At 54.7% G+C, this 20,994-nt stretch carries 8 protein-coding genes; 7 read left to right on the top strand and 1 reads right to left on the bottom strand.

What is annotated here, in order from left to right; genetic code table 11:
- Positions 1–9: 9 nt before the first annotated feature.
- Entirely contained in the window at positions 10–4,467 is a 4,458-nt protein-coding gene (gene gltB / locus NOM67_RS05790) for a glutamate synthase large subunit (RefSeq protein ID WP_108572792.1), read from the bottom strand.
- Between the two features lie 612 nt (positions 4,468–5,079).
- Here gltB and NOM67_RS05785 point away from each other — a divergent pair.
- The 7 genes from NOM67_RS05785 (at position 5,080) to NOM67_RS05755 (ending at position 20,927) form a co-directional block, all read left to right on the top strand.
- A complete protein-coding gene (locus NOM67_RS05785; RefSeq protein WP_041208468.1) occupies positions 5,080–6,009 on the top strand; it encodes a TIGR01212 family radical SAM protein in 930 nt (309 codons plus the stop codon).
- 358 nt (positions 6,010–6,367) lie between these two features.
- Positions 6,368–8,512 (top strand): type I secretion system permease/ATPase, encoded by a 2,145-nt coding sequence (locus NOM67_RS05780; protein WP_042033157.1) that lies wholly within the window; start codon positions 6,368–6,370, stop codon positions 8,510–8,512.
- Positions 8,505–9,938 carry an HlyD family type I secretion periplasmic adaptor subunit gene (locus NOM67_RS05775; RefSeq protein ID WP_156853466.1) on the top strand — a complete coding sequence of 478 codons (1,434 nt, stop codon included), beginning with the start codon at positions 8,505–8,507 and terminating at the stop codon, positions 9,936–9,938. Before NOM67_RS05780 ends, NOM67_RS05775 begins: the two co-directional genes overlap by 8 nt.
- Positions 9,939–9,975: 37 nt before the next feature.
- The gene (locus tag NOM67_RS05770) at positions 9,976–11,304 is read left to right on the top strand and encodes a TolC family outer membrane protein (RefSeq protein ID WP_156853467.1); all 1,329 of its coding nucleotides are present in this window, start codon (positions 9,976–9,978) and stop codon (positions 11,302–11,304) included.
- Positions 11,305–11,499: 195 nt separating this feature from the next.
- Positions 11,500–12,186, top strand: a complete 687-nt coding sequence (locus NOM67_RS05765; protein ID WP_232354386.1) for a transglutaminase-like cysteine peptidase — start codon at positions 11,500–11,502, stop codon at positions 12,184–12,186.
- Positions 12,187–12,189: 3 nt separating this feature from the next.
- On the top strand, positions 12,190–14,115 hold the full coding sequence (locus NOM67_RS05760) for an EAL domain-containing protein (RefSeq protein WP_255934527.1): 1,926 nt from the start codon (positions 12,190–12,192) through the stop codon (positions 14,113–14,115).
- A gap of 269 nt (positions 14,116–14,384) precedes the next feature.
- The gene (locus NOM67_RS05755; RefSeq protein ID WP_255934525.1) at positions 14,385–20,927 is read left to right on the top strand and encodes a retention module-containing protein; all 6,543 of its coding nucleotides are present in this window, start codon (positions 14,385–14,387) and stop codon (positions 20,925–20,927) included.
- Positions 20,928–20,994: the final 67 nt, after the last annotated feature.

The following is a 20,994-nucleotide window of genomic DNA, read 5'->3' as shown; positions in this document are numbered from 1 at the left end:
GTTCCCTCCTTATTGCGCCTGGATTCTGAGTTCTGCACTGGAACGGCTGGTGTGACCCAGCAGCGATTTCACGTCGCTGGACTTGGGTTTGATCAGCCTGAACTTGGGCACATAGGAGTCGAAGTTGGCCAGGATCTCCTCGGCGCGCGAGCTGCCGGTCTCATTGAGGTGCGCCGTGATGATGCCGCGCAGGTGCTCCTGATGGATGGCGAGATCCGCCACGTCCAGCAGTTCCACCAGCTCGGGGTTGGTGCGCTTGGCGAAGTTGCCGCACTCGTCGAGCACGTAGGCAAAGCCGCCGGTCATGCCCGCCGCGAAGTTGACGCCGGTCTGACCGAGCACGGTGACGATGCCGCCGGTCATATATTCACAACCGTTGTCGCCAATCCCCTCGACCACCGCCAGGGCACCGGAGTTGCGCACTGCGAAACGCTCGCCGGCAGTGCCTGCGGCGTAGAGTTTGCCGCCGGTGGCGCCGTAGAGGCAGGTGTTGCCGATGATGGCCGCTTCATGGGATTTGAACGCCACGCCGACATGAGGCTTGATCACCAGCTTGCCGCCGGTCATCCCCTTGCCCACGTAGTCGTTGGCGTCACCGGTGAGGATCATCTCGAGGCCACCTGCGTTCCAGACGCCGAAGCTCTGGCCTGCGGTGCCGTTGAAGTGCACCTTGACCGGATCCGCCGCCATCCCCTGATTGCCGTGACGTTTGACGATCTCGCCGGAGAGGCGCGCACCCACCGAGCGGTCGGTGTTGCGGATGTCATAGCGGAACTCGCCGCCGCTTGAGGTTTCCACCGCTTCCAGCAGATCTTCCACCATTTTCAGGTTGAGCGGCCCCTTGTCGAAGGTGGGGTTGTGCTGCTGGCTAAACAGGCTGGAACCTGCCGGTGCCACCGGACGAGCCAGAATGCCGGAGAGATCCAGCTTGGCCTGACGGGCGGTGAGGCCGGGCAGGGCCTCCAGCAGATCGGTGCGGCCAATCAGGTCGGTCAGCTGGGTGACACCGAGCTGGGCCATCAGCTCGCGGGTCTCCTCGGCGATGAACTTGAAGTAGTTCATCACCATCTCCGGCAGGCCGGTGAAGTGCTCGCGACGCAGCTTCTCATCCTGAGTGGCAACGCCGGTGGCGCAGTTGTTCAGGTGGCAGATCCGCAGGTATTTGCAACCGAGCGCCACCATGGGACCGGTGCCAAAACCGAAGCTCTCGGCGCCGAGGATGGCCGCCTTGATGATGTCCAGACCAGTTTTGAGGCCGCCATCCACCTGCAGCCGCACCTTGTGGCGCAGACCGTTGGCGACCAGCGCCTGTTGGGTTTCAGCCAGGCCCAACTCCCACGGGGAGCCGGCATATTTGACCGAGGTGAGGGGGCTCGCGCCAGTGCCACCGTCATAACCGGAGATGGTGATGAAGTCGGCATAGGCCTTGGCCACGCCGCAGGCGATGGTGCCCACGCCGGGCTCGGAGACCAGTTTCACCGACACCAGACAGCTTGGGTTGATCTGCTTGATGTCGAAGATGAGCTGGGCCAGATCCTCGATTGAGTAAATGTCGTGGTGCGGCGGCGGCGAGATCAGGGTCACGCCGGGCACGGAATAACGCAGCTGGGCGATCTGGGCGGTGACCTTGTCGCCGGGCAGCTGGCCACCTTCGCCGGGCTTGGCACCCTGCGCCACCTTGATCTGCACCACATCGGCGTTCATCAGGTAGTGGGGGGTGACGCCAAAGCGGCCGGAAGCCACCTGCTTGATGCGGGAGTTTTTCTCGGTACCGAAACGCTTGGGATCTTCGCCGCCTTCGCCGGAGTTGCTCTGACCGCCGAGGCGGTTCATGGCAACAGCCAGTGCCTCGTGGGCCTCAGGGCCGAGGGCACCGATGGACATGGCGGCGGAGTCAAAGCGGGGGAACAGCTTGTCGGCCGGCTCAACCTGATCCAGTGCGACCGGATTGTCGACCTTCTTCAGGGCCAACAGGTCACGCAAGGTAGAGACCGGGCGTTCGTTGACCAGACGGGCGTACTCCTTGTAATCGGCATAGTTGCCGGAGCGCACCGCGGTTTGCAGGGTTTGCACCACATCCGGGTTGTAGGTGTGGTACTCGCCGCCGTGAACGAACTTGAGCAGACCGCCGTGGGCGAGGGGCTTGCGGGCCAGCCAGGCCTGACGGGCCAGCTTGAGCTGATCCTGCTGGATGTCGGCAAAGTCGGCGCCCTGAATACGGCTCGATACGCCGCGGAAACAGGTCTCGACCACGGCTTTGGCCAGACCCACCGCTTCAAACAGCTGGGAGCAGCGGTAGCTGGCGACCGTGCTGATGCCCATCTTGGACATCACCTTGTAGAGCCCCTTGTTGATGCCGTTGCGGTAGTTGACCATCGCCTGGCGCAGGGGCATGGCGAGCACACCCTCTTCAACCTGTTTGGCCAGGGTTTCGTAGGCCAGATAGGGGTAGATGGCGGTCGCGCCAAAGCCCAGCAGCACCGAGAAGTGGTGCGGGTCGCGCACGCTCGCGGTCTCCACCAGAATGTTGGCGTCACAGCGCAGGTTGTTGTCCACCAGAGTGCGCTGCACCGCACCCACCGCCATGGCGGCCGGGATCGGCAGGGTATCGATGCTGATGTCGCGGTCCGACAGCACCAGCAGCACGGTACCGCTCCTGGCGGCAGCCTTGGCCTCCTCGCAGATGCGCAGGATGGCGGCCTCCAGCCCCTCTTCGGGCTTGAAGTTGAGGCTGATCACCTTGTGGCGGTAGTACTCTCCCTCCAGTGCCAGCAGCTGGTGGAAGTCGGAGTAGAGCAGGATCGGTGACTGGAACAGCACCCGGTGGGCGTGGCCGAAGGTCTCGTTGAAGACGTTCTGCTCGCGACCGATACAGGTGGCGAGCGACATCACGTGATTCTCCCGCAGCGGATCGATGGGCGGGTTGGTCACCTGCGCAAACATCTGGCGGAAGTAGTCATAAAGGGTGCGAGCGCTGGAAGAGAGCACTGCCATCGGGGTGTCATCCCCCATGGAGCCCACCGCTTCCTGACCATTTTCACCGAGAACCCGGATGATCTGGTCCAGCTCCTCGAAGGAGTAGCCAAACAGCTTCTGATAGGTTTTCAGCTGCTCATCGGAGAACTCGCGGCTACCGGTCTGGCTGTCGTCCATCTGCTCGAAGGGGACCAGCCGGCGGCAATGTTTGTCCATCCACTGTTTGTAGGTGTGGCGGCTCTTGAGATCGTCATCGATCTCGAAGCTGGTCCACACCTTGCCGTTGCTGGTATCCACCACGAACAGCTCGCCCGGGCCGACCCGGCCCTTCTCCAGCACTTCGTCCGGGGTGTAGTCCCAGGTGCCAACTTCGGAGGCCAGCGTGATGAACTTGTCCTTGGTGATGACGTAGCGGGCCGGACGCAGGCCGTTACGATCAAGGGCGCAAGTGGCGTAGCGGCCATCGGTCATGACGATACCGGCCGGGCCATCCCACGGCTCCATGTGCATGGAGTTGAAGTCGTAGAAGGCGCGCAGGTCGTCATCCATGTTCGGGTGTTTTTGCCATGCAGGCGGGATCAACAGACGCATGGCACGGAACAGGTCCATGCCACCGGCGAGGAAGAGATCCAGCATGTTGTCGAGGCTGGAGGAGTCAGAGCCAGTGGTATTGACGAAGGGGGCCGCTTCCTGCAGATCGGGAATGAGCGGGGTGGCAAACTTGTAGCTGCGTGCCTTGGCCCACTGGCGGTTGCCGGCGATGGTGTTGATCTCGCCGTTGTGGGCCAGATAGCGGAACGGCTGGGCCAGCGGCCAGCGCGGGCTGGTGTTGGTTGAGAAGCGCTGGTGGAAGACGCAGATGGCTGCCTGCATACGGATGTCGGCGAGATCCAGATAGAAGCGCGGCAAGTCCACCGGCATGCACAGCCCTTTATAGACGGTGACCAGATTGGAGAGGCTGACCACATAGAAGTAGTCGTCGTTGACGCGCTTTTCGATGCGGCGACGCACGATATAGAGGCGGCGCTCGAGATCCTTGTCGACCCAGCCGGGCGGGGCGTTGACAAAGACCTGTTCAATGCTGGGCAGGGAGGCTTTGGCGATAGTACCGAGTACGTTGGTATCGACGGGCACTTTGCGCCAGCCGACCAGACTCAGGGTCTCTTTTTCCAGCTCCTCGTCGATGATGTCGCGAGTTGCCTGGGCCAATACGGGGTCAGGGTTGAGGAACAGCATGCCGACCGCATAGTTGCGGCCAAGGTGCCATCCCTTCTCCTCGGCGACAGCTCTGAAGAAGCTGTCCGGTTTTTGCAGCAACAGGCCGCAACCGTCGCCGGTCTTGCCATCGGCGGAGATCCCGCCGCGGTGCTGCATGCGAGCCAATGCTGACATCGCGAGACGGACAAGCTTGTGGCTGGCTTCCCCTTCCATGTGGGCCAACAGGCCGAAGCCACAGTTATCCCTCTCCAGCTTTGGATCATATAGTGACATTGCATATCTCCCTTGCTCGGCCTTGCATCGCACAGTCATCGTCTGACTGCATAAATTGCGACTGGCTCTTGTGGTTCCGTCTGCCTGACGTGGCGAATCTCCAAACTAATGGGATTTTTCAGCAAGGTCAATTGGACTTCCGGGCTCTTTGCAATGTTACATTCACATAACAAAATATGGATTTGCGGCGATGAATTACGCCTTGCGTTGTTTTTATTCTGATTAAAATATATTTTTTGGATTAATAGTCTGTGCATGCTCGATTTGGTGGTTTACTCCATGGGTATCGAGAACTGTAGTAATTTTACCAAATCATGGATGCCAAGGACGAAGGTGATCACATTTCACAATCCTGTCTCTTGCATTTGCCCGCAAGTCGTACTCTTAAATTTTTTCATTGTTCAACAATAGTTTATACCCCATTGCAGATATGGTTGCTGGCGCCGCCCCATGGCAGACAAGGTCTCAAAAGCATCAATAATCGGCCGGTTTCATATATTTATCCGCAAAATGGTGAATATTTATATGAATTCTGACCCTTTCTTCCCTTGATCCAGCTCAGCGCCGTATTTGCGCAAGCTCGTACAATAACGCTCCTTTAGCGGAGGTGTCATGCAGTTACACGAACTCGTCAATACATTCGGTCAGGATCTCAAGCAGCGTCATGGCCAGAAGATCCACAAGCTCTCCATTCACGGCGCCTTCACCTGCCCAAACCGGGACGGTACTCTGGGGCGCGGTGGCTGCACCTTCTGCAATGTCTCTTCCTTCGCCGATGAATCGGCCCAGCAGCTATCTGTGGTGCAGCAACTGCTGGCCCGTCGGGATGAGGTGACCCGTGCCAAGCGTTATCTTGCCTACTTTCAGGCCTATACCAGCACTTATGCCGAGGTCGAGTATCTGCAGCGGATGTATGAAGAGGCGCTGTCGGTGAGCGATATGGTGGGACTTTGTGTCGGCACTCGCCCTGATTGCGTGCCGGATGCCGTATTGGATCTGCTGGCGGGCTATCAGGCCCGGGGTTACGAGGTGTGGCTGGAGCTCGGGCTGCAAAGCGCCAACGACAAGACCCTGCAACGGATCAACCGGGGTCACGGTTATGCAGCCTATGTGGATGCAGTGACGCGGGCCCATCAGCGCGGTATCAAGGTGTGTGCCCATCTGATCGTCGGTCTGCCGGGCGAGGTGCCGATGGATAGCCTCGATACCCTGCATCGCATCGTGGAAACCGGCGTGGAGGGGATCAAGCTCCATCCACTTCATGTGGTGGAGGGCAGTACCCTTGGCAAGGCGTGGCAGGCGGGGCGCCTTGAGGTATTGACGCTGGAGCAGTATGTGGAAGCCGCTGTCGCCATGATCCAGCACACGCCACCCGAGGTGGTATATCACCGCATTTCGGCCTCAGCTCGTCGCCCGACTCTGCTGGCTCCGGTCTGGTGTGAAAATCGCTGGACGGCCATGAGCGAGATCGCCAAGGCCCTCGCAAGCCAGGGGCCACAAGGGTACGCACTTGGAAGACCCTTTATGCTTTCTGAGCTGTAGTTGAGCGGAGAGTTACTATTTTCCCATAAAACATAGGCTTATATAAAAAGCTTAATAGATTTAGCTATAGTCTTGGTGCGTACGGATTGATATAGTGATGCACCATAATAGATATCGCTATCAATTACGTTCAGCCACATTTAATGATGAGCTAAACGTCAGCAGAGTATTTCACTCGCTCTTTTATCGATAATGAGCCATGCCGCTGTTTAGAACGAACCGGGTTAACGACCTCGGATGCGCCGTTCCCCTCCGCGGTATTGCCAGTGGCAGCAGTTGTTCTTGATCTGGATTGGCAAGAACAGGTTCTGGTGGCAGCGGGGTTATTTCGACCTCATTCATGCAGTGACAGGATGCTATGCAAGCAGAAACAAGTCGTATTGATGAGTTATTGGAGTGTCTGGTCTTTCTGACCCGCTTTTACGGCGTGCCCAACAGTCAGGATGCCCTGACGACCGGTTTACCCTTGGTATCGGGGCGTCTGACCACGTCGCTTTTTGGTCGTGCTGCCGAGCGGGGAGGACTCTCTGCCCGCGAAGTCATTCAGCCGCTTGATGAGATCTCCCCGCTGCTGCTGCCCTGCGTGCTACAGATGCGCAATGGCGGCGCCTGTATTTTGCTGGAATGGAATGAAGATCGAAGCCAGGGAAAAGTGATTTTTCCGCAGGCCGGGGATGCGACCCAGTGGGTTGCGGTCGCCCAGTTGGGGGACGAATATATCGGGCGCCTCTTCTATGTGAAGAAACAGTTCAAGTTTGATGAACGCTCGCCCAAGGTGCTGGAAACCCGTGACGGTCACTGGTTCTGGAGTACATTGTTTGAATCCCGCGGAATTTATCGTGATGTATTGATCGCGTCCATTCTGATTAACTTGTTCGCAATAGCCAGCCCGCTCTTCACCATGAACGTCTACGACAAGATTGTACCCAATCTGGCGTTTGACTCGCTCTGGGTGCTGGCTGTGGGGGCCATGGTTGTTTTTACCTTCGACTATGTGATGCGGCAACTGCGCAGTTACTTCATCGATATTGCTGGCAAAAAGTCGGATGTACTGCTCTCTGCGAAGATTTTTGCCAAGGTGATGGGCATGCGGATGGAGTCTCGTCCTGCCTCAACCGGTGCTTTTGCCAAACATTTGCAGGAGTTTGAGTCGGTACGGGAATTTTTTACCTCAGCAACTGTTTCAACGCTGATTGATCTCCCCTTCGCCATCTTCTTCCTCTTTATTATCTGGATCTTTGCCGGTGCCATGGTGGTGGTGCCCATTGTTGCCATGCTGATTTTGATCGCTTACAGCTTCTATATTCAGGAGCCGCTCAAGAAGTCGATTGAAGAGGGATCTCGGCTTGCTTCCCAGAAAAACGCCAACCTGATCGAAAGTATTTCGGGCCTTGAGACTGTGAAGATTTTTGGTGCCGAAAGCATGTTCCAGCATCGTTGGGAGCAGGCGGTATCCCATATCTCTACTTGGGGCGTACAGACCCGCCGCATCACCAACTCAATGTCGTCACTGGCGAGCTACATCCAGCAGGTGGTGACGGTCGGATTGGTGATTGTCGGGGTTTACCAGATCTCCGAGGGCAATGTGACCATGGGGGGGATGATCGCGGCCGTGATGCTATCCAGCCGGGCTATCGCGCCAATGGTGCAGCTCTCTGTGCTCTCGACCCGCTATAACCAGGCCAAGTCTGCGCTGGATATTCTGGAAAAGATCATGGTAACGCCGGGTGAGCAGGAGGAGGGGAAACAATATATCCATCATCCGGTTATCTCTGGTCGGATTGAGTTCGAGAATGTCTCCTTCAAATATCCGGGAATGGAGACCAGTACCCTGCACAATATCAATTTGCGCATCCAGCCGGGTGAGAAGGTGGCAATTATCGGCCGGATCGGTGCAGGTAAAACCACCCTCGAGAAGCTCTTGATGGGCCTCTATCGTCCGACTGATGGCTCGGTCAGAATCGATGGTTTTGAACTCGATCAGCTGCCACCCTCGGTGATCCGCCGCAATATTGGCTGTGTGCCGCAGGATGTCGTGCTCTTTTTTGGTTCGGTGCGCGATAACATCATGCTGGGTAATCCGCTGGTGGACGATGTGCGGGTATTGCGCGCCGCCAAACGGGCCGGTGTGACCAACTTTACCAACCGGGATCCCAATGGTCTGGATCGGCAGATAGGTGAAGGTGGGCGCCAGCTTTCGGGCGGCCAGCGTCAGGCCATCCTGTTGGCTCGAGCGCTCCTTAATGACCCGCCCATTCTGGTAATGGATGAACCGACCTCCAATATGGACAACCAGTCTGAAATGCTGGTGAAACAGGAGTTGGCCAGACTGGGCCCGGAAACGACCTTGATTCTCATCACCCACAAAACCTCCATGCTTGATGTGGCCTCCCGAGTGATAGTGATTGAGCAGGGACAGATTGTGGCTGATGGCCCGAAAGAGGCGGTGTTGCAACAGCTCAAAGAGGGCAAGGTTCGGCTGCAGGAGGTATCCCATGGCTAAGCGGTTGTTAGGCTGGTTTAAGGGATTAAAAAAGCGCCCTTCCGATGAGGTGTTGCCAGCCCCCGAGCATCTTGCCTTTGTCGATGATGGTGCCGCAGCCGTTTTGCTGACGACGCCGACCAGGGCGCGCATTCTGCTTTGGTGCTGCTTCTTCTTTTTTATGAGCGCGATTGTGTGGGCCGCTTGGGCACAGCTGGATGAAGTGACTGTTGGGCAGGGCAAAGTCATCCCTTCTCGCCAGTTGCAGGTGATCCAGAACCTGGAAGGGGGGATCGTCAAAGAGATCTTCGTCAAAGAAGGCGACATCGTCGAAAAAGGCCAACCACTGCTACGTATTGATGACACCCGTTTTCGTTCCGATTTTCGCGAGCGTGAGCAGGAGCTGGTGACTCTTAAAGGGGACATTGCTCGGTTACATGCAGAAATGGCTAGCGTCGAGGTGAAAAACGAGCCGAATCTGGGATGGCGTGAACAGGTTGTGGTGGGCGAAGCACCCATTGAGTTTCCGGATGGTTATGAAACTGTCTTTGCCGAATATGCCAACCGTGAACGGTCGGTCCAGAAGGATCGTCTCAATAACCTGAAGAACCAGCTCTATATCCTAGGCCAGCAGATTGAGCAGAATGAGCAGGAGCTGATTGAGCTCAACGCCAAGATCCGCACCGTCAACCGGAGTGTGGAGCTGGCCAAGCAAGAGCTCAACATCAGTCGTCCGTTAGCAAAAGAGGGGATTGTGCCGCAAGTGGAGCTGATCAAGCTGGAGCGGCAGGTCAACGAAATGCAGGGGGAGCTTGAGAGCAACCATCTGCTTATTCCCAAGCTCAATGCGGTGCTGCGTGAGACCATCTCCAAGCGCAACGACATTGCACTTAAGTTCAGGGCTGATTCGCAGACCGAGTTGAATGAAAAACAAGGCAGACTGGGACAGTTGTCGGAAGGGCAGGTCGGATTGCGAGATCGGGTTGATCGCACCAGCGTGATTGCCCCGCTTAAGGGGACGATCAAAAAACTCAAGGTCAATACTCTGGGTGGGGTTGTCCAGCCCGGTATGGATTTGATGGAGATCGTTCCGCTGGAAGATACCCTGCTGGTGGAAGCCAAAGTATCTCCGAAAGATATAGCGTTCTTGCGGCCAGGGCTTGATGCTGTAGTCAAGATCACCGCCTACGACTTCACCATCTATGGAGGCTTGCATGGTAAGGTTGAACAGATAAGTGCGGACTCGATCCAGGATGAAGAGGGTAACTCCTTCTATCTGGTTCGGGTGCGTACCGAGAAAAGTTACTTGGGCGATGAGCTTAACGCACTTCCCATCATCCCCGGTATGTTAGCCAGTGCAGATATAATTACTGGTAAAAAAAGTGTCCTAGACTATTTGCTTAAGCCGATATTACGGGCAAAACAGTCGGCACTGAGAGAACGATAAGCCAACAATCTAAAAACAAGACATGACTGGAGATAACATGAAAAAAACGATTGTTGCCATGCTGGTCAGTGGCGTAACTATGTTGCCAGCATTGGTGCAGGCCCAGACTCTGGAAGAGTCGGTGGGGCAGGCACTTGCGACTCATCCCAAGATCAAAGAGGCATTTGATCTTTATCAGGCTCGTCTTTATCAGCATGATGGCGCCAAAGGGGGTTATTATCCCACCATCGATTTGCGCGGTGGTATTGGTTACGAGAAGGTGGATAGTCCAACAACTCGTACTGCGCCTTCAAATTCGACCACCATTGATGACTCCATGACTCGTAAAGAGGCGGGGATCAGTCTGCGCCAGATGCTGTTTGACGGTTTCAATGTCAGTAGCAATGTATCGAGAACCGAGGCGGAGGCCAATGCCCAGCGTCTGGCGATGATCTCCGAAGCCGAAAATACCGCTCTGCGGGTGGCTGAGGTTTATCTCAATATGCTGCGTCAGCAGGAGATCCTGGAGCTATCCAAGCAAAACCTCGAGACCCACGAGCAGATCCGCAGCGATATCCGCAAGCGTACTGACTCCGGCCTTGGTTCTACTGCTGACCAGACCCAGATCGATGGACGTGTGGCTCGGGCCTATTCCAACCAGGCTGCGGCAGAAAACAACTACCGTGATGCGGAAAGTGAATTTATCCGTGTCGTCAATGAGGTGCCAAAAGATCTGGTTCAACCGACACCGAATACAGAGTTGCTTCCGCCGTCACTCGAGAGTGCTTTGAAGACAGCTACCGAAGTTCATCCTACTCTGCTTTCCTCTTTGCAGGATATTGAAGCCGCCAAGTACCAGCATGAAGGTGCCAAGTCCGGTTTCTATCCTGATGTGACTTTTGAGGTCGATCAGAACTGGAACGAGGATATCAATGCTGTTAAAGGCCGTAACGACGATCTGACCGCGATGGTGCGGATGCGTTACAACCTGTTCCGTGGTGGCTCCGATGTGGCACAAAGCAATGCGACATCAGCGCTGTACTCTCAGGCAAAAGACATTCATATGAATGCTTTCCGTCAAGTTGAAGAGGGTACTCGTCTTGCGTGGAACGCCAAAGAGTCACTGGCCAAACAGAAAACCTTCTTGAAAGAGCACGTGGATGCCAGCTATGACACCGTTCAGGCATACAAGAAGCAATTTGGTTTGGGACAGCGAACCTTGCTGGACGTATTGAACACCGAGAACGAACTGTTTGAAGCGCGTCGCAGCTATATCACAGCAGAGTACGACTCATTGCTGGCCGACTATCGCATTTTGAATGCGACGGGTAGCCTGCTTAATGCGTTCAACTTCAAACAGCCTACCGAGTGGCAGGCCAAGCAGTAAATCGGCGTTCAGTTGTCCTTTTGGTCAGGGCAATTGCAGACAGGATGGCGGTGCCAATAATGCCATCCTGTCTGGCTCAAACCGGGTGATTTGTGCAGGAGTGTTTCACCAACGATGCGGCAGGAAAATGATGTGACTTTCTGGTTGTCATCTATTGGTATTTCTCATGCCCGGTTTGGCGCTAGTCGTAACTTGATGCGAATGGTGCGTGCTTCTCTGTGGCTATTCCTACTCCCTCTCTCTTTATTGCTCTCCGCCAGCCAACCGTTGACTCAGGAAGATATGCAATTGATCAAACGCGCTGAGCAGACCTACGGTATTCGGGCCGGGAAGAGAGTCTCCACTTGGCGCACACTGGTGCAGCAAAACAAGGATGCTGGATTAACTGAACGCCAGAAGCTGGAAAAGGTGAATCAGTTCTTTAATCAGATGCGTTTTATTGACGATATAAAGTTGTGGCGTAAAAAAGATTATTGGGCGACCCCATTGGAGTTTTTGGGAGCTTCCGGTGGCGATTGCGAAGATTTCAGTATTGCCAAGTATTCCACTTTGCTTGAACTCGGTATTCCTGATGAGAAAATGCGCATGGTGTACGTCAAGGCACTCGACTATAACCAGTTTCATATGGTCGTAGCCTATTATGAAACACCATCGTCAGTTCCGGTTATATTGGACAATTTGATAGGCTCAATTCGTCCCGCTACCCAGCGGCATGACCTTGTGCCTGTTTTCAGTTTTAACGGTAGTCACTTGTGGTTGATGAAAGCGCGAGGCCAAGGGGAACTGGCTGGTGATTCATCCCGCTTGGGGTTATGGAATGATTTACGCAATCGCATGACATCAGGGCGATTGGCTCGGCCTGTGGTGAATTTGGATGATTAACCTATGACGCTCTACAGACAGTTATTGGCCACCATGTTGCTGTTGTTTGGACTGTTGTTTGCAGCCACCTATTGGGTGCAATTCAATTCGACACGCACCTATCTTGCACAGCAGCAGGAAACTACGGTGATAAACACCGCGACGTCACTGGGGCTGGCACTGACTCCCTATCTGGAAAACGGAGACAAAGTCGGTGCCGAGTCGGTGATCAAGGCGATATTTGACGGTGGTTATTATCGTATTGTGCGGCTTGATCTGCTTGCCTCGAAAGATGTGATTGAAGAGGAGAACAGTAGCCGTATTCAGGGTGTACCTGACTGGTTTATTAAATTGGGATTGTTTCCTGAAGTCTCCAACGAGTCGATTCTGACATCTGGTTGGCTACAGCTCGGCAAATTGAAGGTAGTCGGTCATCCGGGCCAAGCTTATCACGAGCTGTGGGTGGGCATGAGCGAATTGGCAACCTGGTTTGTGATTGGCTTTCTGATTACCACTATTTTGTTGATGCGAGCGCTGAACTTCCTGTTAAAGCCGCTCAAACAGATTTGTGACCAGGCCGTCGAGATTGAGTTGCACCATTTTGGTCATACCATCCCCGAACCTCGGACTCATGAGCTGAAGCAAGTTGTTCAGGCCATCAATATTCTCTCCGGCAAGTTGGCTGTGCAGTTCAAAGAACAGGCTGAAGAGGCAGAAAAACTGCGCGAGCGCGTCTATGTCGATGCGGTGTCCGGTTTGGGTAATCGAGCCTATTTTGTTGGCCAAGTAAATGCCTGGATTGCTGAAGCTGGTCAAGGCGGGGTTATGCTGGTTGCGGTGGATATGCTGGAAGATATCTACCGTGATGAAGGTTTTGCTGCTCGTGACAATATGGTCAAGTCCATCGCCCAGGTGTTGCGCGAGCAGCTTAAGGGATGGGATGGCGCCGCTGTTGCACGAATTTCGGCAACTGAGTATGCACTGTTATGTCCGACTGATGATTTTGAGCAGCTCAAAGAGCTGGCAGAGATTATTAACTCCCGTATTGCTGACCTGGTAGTTAATCCGATGGAGGAGGGCAACCCGCTCTCTGTTATCGGTATTGCGGGCCGTGATGGTAACGATGATCTCTCAGGTCTGTTGACCAAGGCAGATAATGCACTTGGTAAAGCCCGTAATGAGCGTCGTGGGGCTGTTGTTATTGAAGGTGGAGATAGCCAGGGCATGATGGGGCGTCTGGCATGGCGCGATCTGGTGCAAGATGCGATTAACCGTCATCTTTGGCGCTTCAAGGCACAACCCGCCTGCCGCTTTGATAATGGTTCGCGCATGCATGCCGAGTTGTTTGCCTCTATTTCGCGCGATGGAACGGATTACTTTGCAGGACAATTCTTGCCTGCTATTGAACAGTTCAAACTGGGGAGTGAATTTGACCAGGCTATCTTGGAGTCGAGTACCGGCTTGTTGCAACAAGATGCCGAGTTGACGCTGGCTATCAATATTACCGCTGGTTCACTTTGCTCTGATGATTTCCTGGCGTGGTTGCCAGAATTTCTCTCGGAGCATATAAATCTGCAGGGGCGTCTGCTGTTTGAAATTCCGGAGGCGGCGATTGTGAAACATCGGGAGCAAGTGACGGCATTGGTTCAGGTATTGCGTCAGCTTGGTTTCGAATGGGGTGTTGATCACTATGGTCGCCACTTCCAGTCTCTCGGTTATCTGGAAGCGTTGGCCCCTGCTTATGTGAAGGTGGATCATGGCTATACCAGCCAGGTGATGGAGCCGGGGGCCGATACCTCCTTCCTTGCTGCTGTTTGTCGTGCAGCCCACAATGCCGGTGTTCTGACCATTGCCACGCGGGTGGAAGACCAGCAGCAAGTGGAGCTACTCTCCAAATTGCATATCGATGGATACCAAGGATTTGTGCACCCGGCATTCCCCTTATCCTGAAACGATGTTTTCTGAATCAAAGCGGCCTTCAGGGCCGCTTTTTATATTGTTCATAAAATAAATTTGTCATTAGTGAATGAAAAAGTGAATAAGGCCTCAATAAGGTCTTTTTTAAATGTCTTGATATTAAAGGAAAAAACAGCTTCGTTCGATTTGGTTCATTCTTGAACATCCCTGTCCCGCCAATATATATATTTTTTGCAACGGTTAGAGTTGGCAAGTGCTTCTAAGGTGTATCCAGCGAGATCCGCCACCTTGGAGCAATGGATATGCGTACTCAAGTCATCGATAAAACCGTCGTTGTATCGGGTGTTGAAGGCAAAGTAGAGATAGTGCTGGCTGATGGAACTCAGCGTCCTTTGCAAAAAGGCGAGATTTTGCAACCCGGTGCCAAATTGGTCATCGCCGATGATGCCAAGTTGGCCCTTTCGCCCTACGATGATTCCCCCGCAAAGAACCAGCCAACCGGTGCCGATGAGGCTCAACCCGATCAGCCGCAGGGTGGTACAAATGCCAATGGTGATGGAGCGCCTTCCGATATAGCGGCTTTGCAAAAATCAATCTTGCAAGGTGTTGACCCGACTCAAAACTTTGAAGCGTCAGCCGCAGGTGGTGCGCCTGCAGCCGGTGGTGGCGGTGGTGGGATTGGTGGGGTTGCTGGAACGAGTGGTAATGGTGGCTTTGTCACTATCGACCGTATCGGAGACGCCACAATAGCTGCTGCCGGTTTTGATACAACCTACGATACGACACCTGTGCTCGATCAAGCTCAGGTTGCGGATCCACTGTTGGTAAATGTACTGGCAGATCTGGATGAAACAGTGACTACCCAGGAGGATTCGCCTATCAGCGGCAATCTTCTGGATAACAGTACCAATCCTGACGGACCGGCTACCGCCACGATCGTCTCTTATGACTGGGGGATCAATATCGGAGTTCCAGCTGGTGTTGCTGCAACAATTACCGGTGTTGGAACCCTGATCATCAATGCAGATGGCAGTTACACATTTACACCGGCAACCAACTATGACGGGGCTGTTCCTGCTGTCACTTATCAAGTAACCGATGGGCAGGACACCGTATCGTCAACTCTTGTTATTACTATTACTCCGGTTGATGAAGGGGTAAATCTGCAAGGGTTGGCTGTTGAAGGTGGGGAAGTGCAGGTGAGTGATGCCAATCTGGCAGATGGCTCTGCGCCAGATGCAGCCAAATTGACTCAAAGCGGTACATTTACCTTCAATGCTCCTGATGGGGTTCAGCTACTGAGTGTGGGGGGACTTCAGCTGATCAGTAATGGCGCAGTCGTGACCTTGCCGCAGTCGGTTGACACCCCTTTGGGTAACACATTGCAAATTACGGCCATCACCTACGATCCGGTTACGGGTAATGGCACAGTAACTTACAGCTATACCCTTCTTGATAACGAAGCTCATCAACAACCGGCCAACGACATTCAGTTGGGTGAAAACCTCGTAGTGACTCTGACGGACGATGATGGAGATACGACCAGCGCCACTCTGGATATTACAGTGCTGGATGATGTTCCAAGCCAGAGTGTGGGCGTGGCGGAAGAGGCTGATTTTGGCAGCCTGTCGGTGAACCTGGACGAGACTGTTGGCAAGGGAGACACCTACAACAGTAGCGATGTGGATGATGGTTACGTCAGTGACGATGTGAGCGGGGCTCTGGCACAGGCTACCACAGCGATCGCAGGCGGTCTGTTGTCGCTCTTTACCAGCAGTGGCAGCTATGGTGCCGATGGCGCAGGCAGTACGACAGGTAGCTTCAGTTTTGTGGGCGTGGGCAGTGAGGGTGTCGAGACCAACCTGTCGGCGACCGATGGCGGTGCTATTACTCTCAATGCCGTGAGCGCGGCCGAGTTGCAAGGGTTGGACGGTGACGGTGATGTGGTGTTCAGCATCAAGATCGTGACCGTGGATGGCGTTGCGCAGCTACAGACCACCCAGTTTGAGGCACTGTCTCATGGTAACTCCGGCCTGTTTGATGAGTCGCTGTCACTGTTGTTGAGCGGCCAGAACAGTCTGGGTTTGCAATACAGCGTAACCCGGGTGGATGGCGATGGGGATAGCGTCACAGACAGCGCCACCATTAGTCTGGTAGATGGCGAGCGCTCGGTATTCAGCTTCGACGATGATGGTCCGCGTGCCGGGTTGGCAGAAGAAGCACCACGACTTGGTGCAACCGTGGATGAAAGCCTGGCCAGTCTGGGCGGCGTTGGCGGTGACGGGGTGGCCAGTGCCAGCCTGAGTGCGGCCGACGTACAGGCCCAGTTCGCGCCGGCCTTCGGGGCGGATGGGAAAGGCAGCATCGGCTACAGCCTGGCGCTGACCGGCAGCAACGTAGCGAGCGGCCTGTATGCGGTCGACCCGCTGGTCGCCAACGGCCAGGGCGCGGCCATCGTGCTCAATCAGGTGGACAACGTCATCACCGGCAGCGCCGGTGGGGTGGACTACTTCACCCTGACCATCAACCCGAGCACCGGGGAAGTGACCTTGGCTCTGCTGGACAACGTCTGGCATGGCGATACCACCAGTGCAGATGACAGCGTGGCGCTGAGTGTGGGCAAGGGCGTGCTGACGCTGGTGCAGACCGTGACCGATGCCGATGGCGATAGCGCCAGCGCGTCTGTGGATCTTGGCACCAACGGTGTGTTCCGCTTCGAGGATGACGGCCCCAAAGCAAGCAATGTTCAGGCTGCCTTGGTTCTTGATGATGAAGGACTTGTCGGCGGGATCAATGGTGGTTCTGGTGATGTTGCAGGGGCCAATACCAGCGTCACGGGCAATCTGGTTTATCAGGCTGGGGCTGATGGCCTCAAATCGCTTGAGCTCTCCGGGCCTACTGCGTTGGGAAGTGAAAGTGTGACCTCAACGTGGGATGCCCAAAGTGGAACCTTGTCTATCAGTTCCACTCGTGGTCTCTTGATGACGGTCACCATTACCGATCCGAGCACTGGTGCCTACTCGGTGAAACTTCTGCAGCCCTTGATGCACACAGGGACTGATACCGAAGACAATCTCACCCTCAATGTGGGCTACAAGGTGACAGATGGCGATGGGGACAGTGCCAGTGGCGTACTTGCCGTCACCATTAACGATGATACACCGACAATCCAGGTGGGTGAGCTGTCCCTGACTTCCTCAGTCACCTTCCTGGGTAGCAACGCCGGTTATTCAAATAGCTATGGCTACTACGTCAAAGGTGATGATGGCACTCCGTTGTCCGGCAAAGTCATCTGGGCAAATGTGCACAGTCAGAGTGTGGGAAGCCAGACAGATATCAGTTCGCTGGATCCTGCTCATACCGGGTTCTTTGTTATCCCCAATGGAGGAGCCAATCCCGGTCTTGTAGATGGTGCCGCGGTCACTTTCCAGTTTATTAATGGCAAGTGGCAGGCATTCGTTGGCAGCACTGCGTTGAGTGGGGCCGATGGTGCCAACATCGTGTTCAGCGATGCGAGCCTCAACCCTGGCGGTTCACATTTGCAGGATACCGGTAGCGCAGGCAACCAGAACTGGGAGGATATGACCCTCAACTCGGATTACGACTACAACGATGTCAGCACCACTGTTACTTGGGGCGGTGCTGTGCAGTTGCAGGTCGATGAGTCCAACCTCAATCATGATGCAACAGCTGACTTTAGTGGTGTGTTCAACGTACAGCCGGGAGCAGATGGTCTGGGATCCCAGAGCTACAGCCTGAATGTACAAAATGCCAACTCTGGTCTGATTGATACTGCCACTGGTGAGCAAGTTCAGCTGAGCATGCATGGTTCGATCCTCGAAGGTCGCACGGCCACAACTGGCCAGCTGGTATTTAGCCTCACGGTCGACAGTAGCGGCAAGGTGACCCTTGATCAGCTGCGGGCTGTAGTTCACCCAACCTCTGATCCCGATGAAGCCACCTTTTTGGGCTCTGGCCACGTTAATTTGACTTTGACCGTCACCGATAAGGATGGAGATCACGCAAGCGGGGTTCTGGATATCGGTAAGGTCATCAGCTTCAAGGACGATGGCCCGAGTGCCTCGGCCAAGGCGGCAGTCAGTGCAGGTGCAACTCTGGATGAAACTGGCGGGTTTGATGCAGTCGACATCAGCAGCAGCGCCATTAGTGGTCTGTTTAATGCCCCTGTGTATGGCACTGACGGCGCAGGCAGCGTGCAGTACAGCCTGAGTGCGACTGCGGGAGCCCGCACCGGCCTGTGGCTGGCGGGACAAAGTGGCAGCGCCAGCGAAATCAAACTGGTGGCCGTGGCCAACGGTTATGAAGGATGGACCGGCGGTAGCACCAGTGGCACCAAGGCCTTCAGCGTGCTGATAGACAGCAGCGGCAAGGTGACGGTGACCCAGTATGCGGCGCTGGAGCACGGTGTGGATGGCAGCAGTGCGAGCGACCATGACGACAGCGTGTCGCTGGCGGCAGCGGCGGCCATCAAGGTGGTACAGACTGTCACCGACCGTGATGGCGACAGCACCACGGCGACCAGTGCGAACGGGCTGGATATCGCCTTCAAGGACGATGGTCCGATTGCTGTGGCTGATACCATTACCAGTGGCACTAATGGCACAGTCAACCTGGTGTTGGTTATCGATAGCTCAGGCAGTATTGGTAATACCAATATGCAGGTTATCAAGGATGCTGTAACGAATCTGATGAACAGCTATGGCAACTCGCTGGTCAAAGTGATGCTGGTTGATTTTGATAGTTCGGCAACAGTCAAGAGTGTCGGCAGTCAGGTATGGCTGACCAAGGATCAGGTAACTGGTCAGCTGACTAGCATCTCTTCTGGCGGTTCCACGGACTACGATGATGCGTTGCAAGCGGTTAGGGACAATTATGGGACACCGCCTTCCGCTGATAACACCTTTGTATTTTTCATTTCGGATGGAGTGCCCAGTTCGGCTGATGAGGCAATTAACGCCACAGAGCGCAATGACTGGACGAACTTCCTGACACAAAAAGGCATTGATGGTGCATATGCCGTGGGGATTGGCTCAACCAGCGTACTTGATGCCGACCTGCAAAGTGTCGCGTGGTCACCGAGTGGTGCTCACAACAACAATGTGGTGGTGATCAATACAGCGGGTCAGCTGTCGGGAACACTGACCAACCTGACACAGGCAATTGATGGCAATGTAACAACCAATGACAGTGCAGGTGCCGACGGTTTTGGTACGCCCAAGCTGGTGTCTGTGGAGTACAACGGAACAACCTACACCTTCAATAACAGCAATACCTCTTTCACTATTGCATTGGGTACCAACAAGGGCTCCCTCTACATTGAAAATGATGGTGACTATCGATTCACCCCGCCATCAGGGGGGGCAGAGGGGGCGCCTGTCGAAGTCACGTACAAGATTAAAGATGGCGATGGAGATACCAGCAGTGCCAAGTTAACCATTATCAATCCGGTCTTGGTGGTTGGTAGCAATGCCAATGACACAGGTTCCGGGGTCAGCACTGCCATTGACGATCACGTTCGTCCCAACCCTCTTCTTGCTCCGGATGTGGATGGCGCAATATTGGGTGGCGTCGGGGCTGATGTGTTGATCGGTGATGTCGGCGGGGTGACTTCGGGTAGTTACAACCTGACATTTATGGTCGATATGTCAGGGAGTATCAGCAACTCGGAATTCCAGTTGATGAAAGATGCCATCAACAACTTGCTGGCCAAGTTCAGTGGCATTGCGCAACTGCAAGTCGAGATTGGTACGTTTGCAGATAGCAGCAAATATGTTGGTACCTACACCTCTGTTTCTGCTGCTCAGCAGGCTGTCAGCAATCTAGTGCAGTCGGGTGGAGGCACTAATTACGAAGCAGCCTTGAAACAACTCAATACAATGATGACCGGGGATCCAGCCGCGAATCATAAATATGTCTACTTCCTCACAGATGGGGAGCCGACTGCAGGGAACTGGACCAATTCTGCGCAGATTGCGACCGGTATAGCGACCCTGAGCGCACTGTCTGCCTCGGATGTGGTGATTAATGCGGTCGGGATTGGGGTGCCATCCGGTGCATCATTTGGCAATAACCTCAATGCGATCGACAACACTGCAGACAACTACCTCGCCGTAGACAGCTTTGATGACCTGTCTAGTGGCTTGGGATCGCTGTTTACCGCTGTTAGTGTCGGCTCTGACCTGTTGCAGGGCGGTGCAGGCAACGACGTGATTTTTGGTGACAGTATTCATGCAGACAATACGGATGGCGGCTGGTTCGAGTTTGTAGCAGACAATCCGGGCAAGAGTGGTGGGCAATTGCTCAACGAACTTTACAGCCAGCATGCAGAGTATGGTAAGGAAGGTGCGGTTGGTGGTGATGACACCCTTGAAGGTGGCGATGGGAATGATGTGCTTTATGGACAAAAAGGCAATGACATCCTGATTGGCGGTGACGGTATCGACATTCTGGTTGGCGGGACCGGGTCTGACACCCTCACAGGCGGTGCCGGCAAGGACACCTTCAAGTGGGGCGCTGGAGATGTGGGTGGCACCGATGTGATCAAGGACTTCACCACCGGAACTGGCGGCGATGTGCTGGATATCAGTGAGTTGCTTAGCGGCGAACATGCCAACAAGACTTCGCTCGATGCTTATCTCACCTTCACCACAGGTCCGGGCACTGGCAAGTCAACACTCACCATCGATCTGGATGGCTCGGGCAGCGGCAGTACGACCCACGTTATCCAGTTTGACAACATCGACCTGACACTGGGAGGAACACGCAATGACCAGACCATCATTGAAGACCTGTTGAATCAGGGCAATCTGAAGGTTGATCCGTAATCTTGTCTCGGGGCCGGGCTTGCCTGGCCCCTGTTTTTTCCCCTGAGGGATGGATAAGATAGCAGCA

It is taken from the genome of Aeromonas sp. SG16 (assembly GCF_024436135.1).
Taxonomy (GTDB): domain Bacteria; phylum Pseudomonadota; class Gammaproteobacteria; order Enterobacterales; family Aeromonadaceae; genus Aeromonas; species Aeromonas jandaei.
Note: the sequence above shows the minus strand (reverse complement) of the source record. Positions and strands in the feature narration are given on the sequence as shown.

Excerpts from the sequence above, each read along its gene's own strand:
- gltB (WP_108572792.1), bottom strand. The coding sequence starts at position 4,467 with ATGTCACTATATGATCCAAAGCTGGAGAGGGATAACTGTGGCTTCGGC.
- NOM67_RS05785 (WP_041208468.1), top strand. The coding sequence starts at position 5,080 with ATGCAGTTACACGAACTCGTCAATACATTCGGTCAGGATCTCAAGCAG.
- NOM67_RS05780 (WP_042033157.1), top strand. The coding sequence starts at position 6,368 with ATGCAAGCAGAAACAAGTCGTATTGATGAGTTATTGGAGTGTCTGGTC.
- NOM67_RS05775 (WP_156853466.1), top strand. The coding sequence starts at position 8,505 with ATGGCTAAGCGGTTGTTAGGCTGGTTTAAGGGATTAAAAAAGCGCCCT.
- NOM67_RS05770 (WP_156853467.1), top strand. The coding sequence starts at position 9,976 with ATGAAAAAAACGATTGTTGCCATGCTGGTCAGTGGCGTAACTATGTTG.
- NOM67_RS05765 (WP_232354386.1), top strand. The coding sequence starts at position 11,500 with ATGCGAATGGTGCGTGCTTCTCTGTGGCTATTCCTACTCCCTCTCTCT.
- NOM67_RS05760 (WP_255934527.1), top strand. The coding sequence starts at position 12,190 with ATGACGCTCTACAGACAGTTATTGGCCACCATGTTGCTGTTGTTTGGA.
- NOM67_RS05755 (WP_255934525.1), top strand. The coding sequence starts at position 14,385 with ATGCGTACTCAAGTCATCGATAAAACCGTCGTTGTATCGGGTGTTGAA.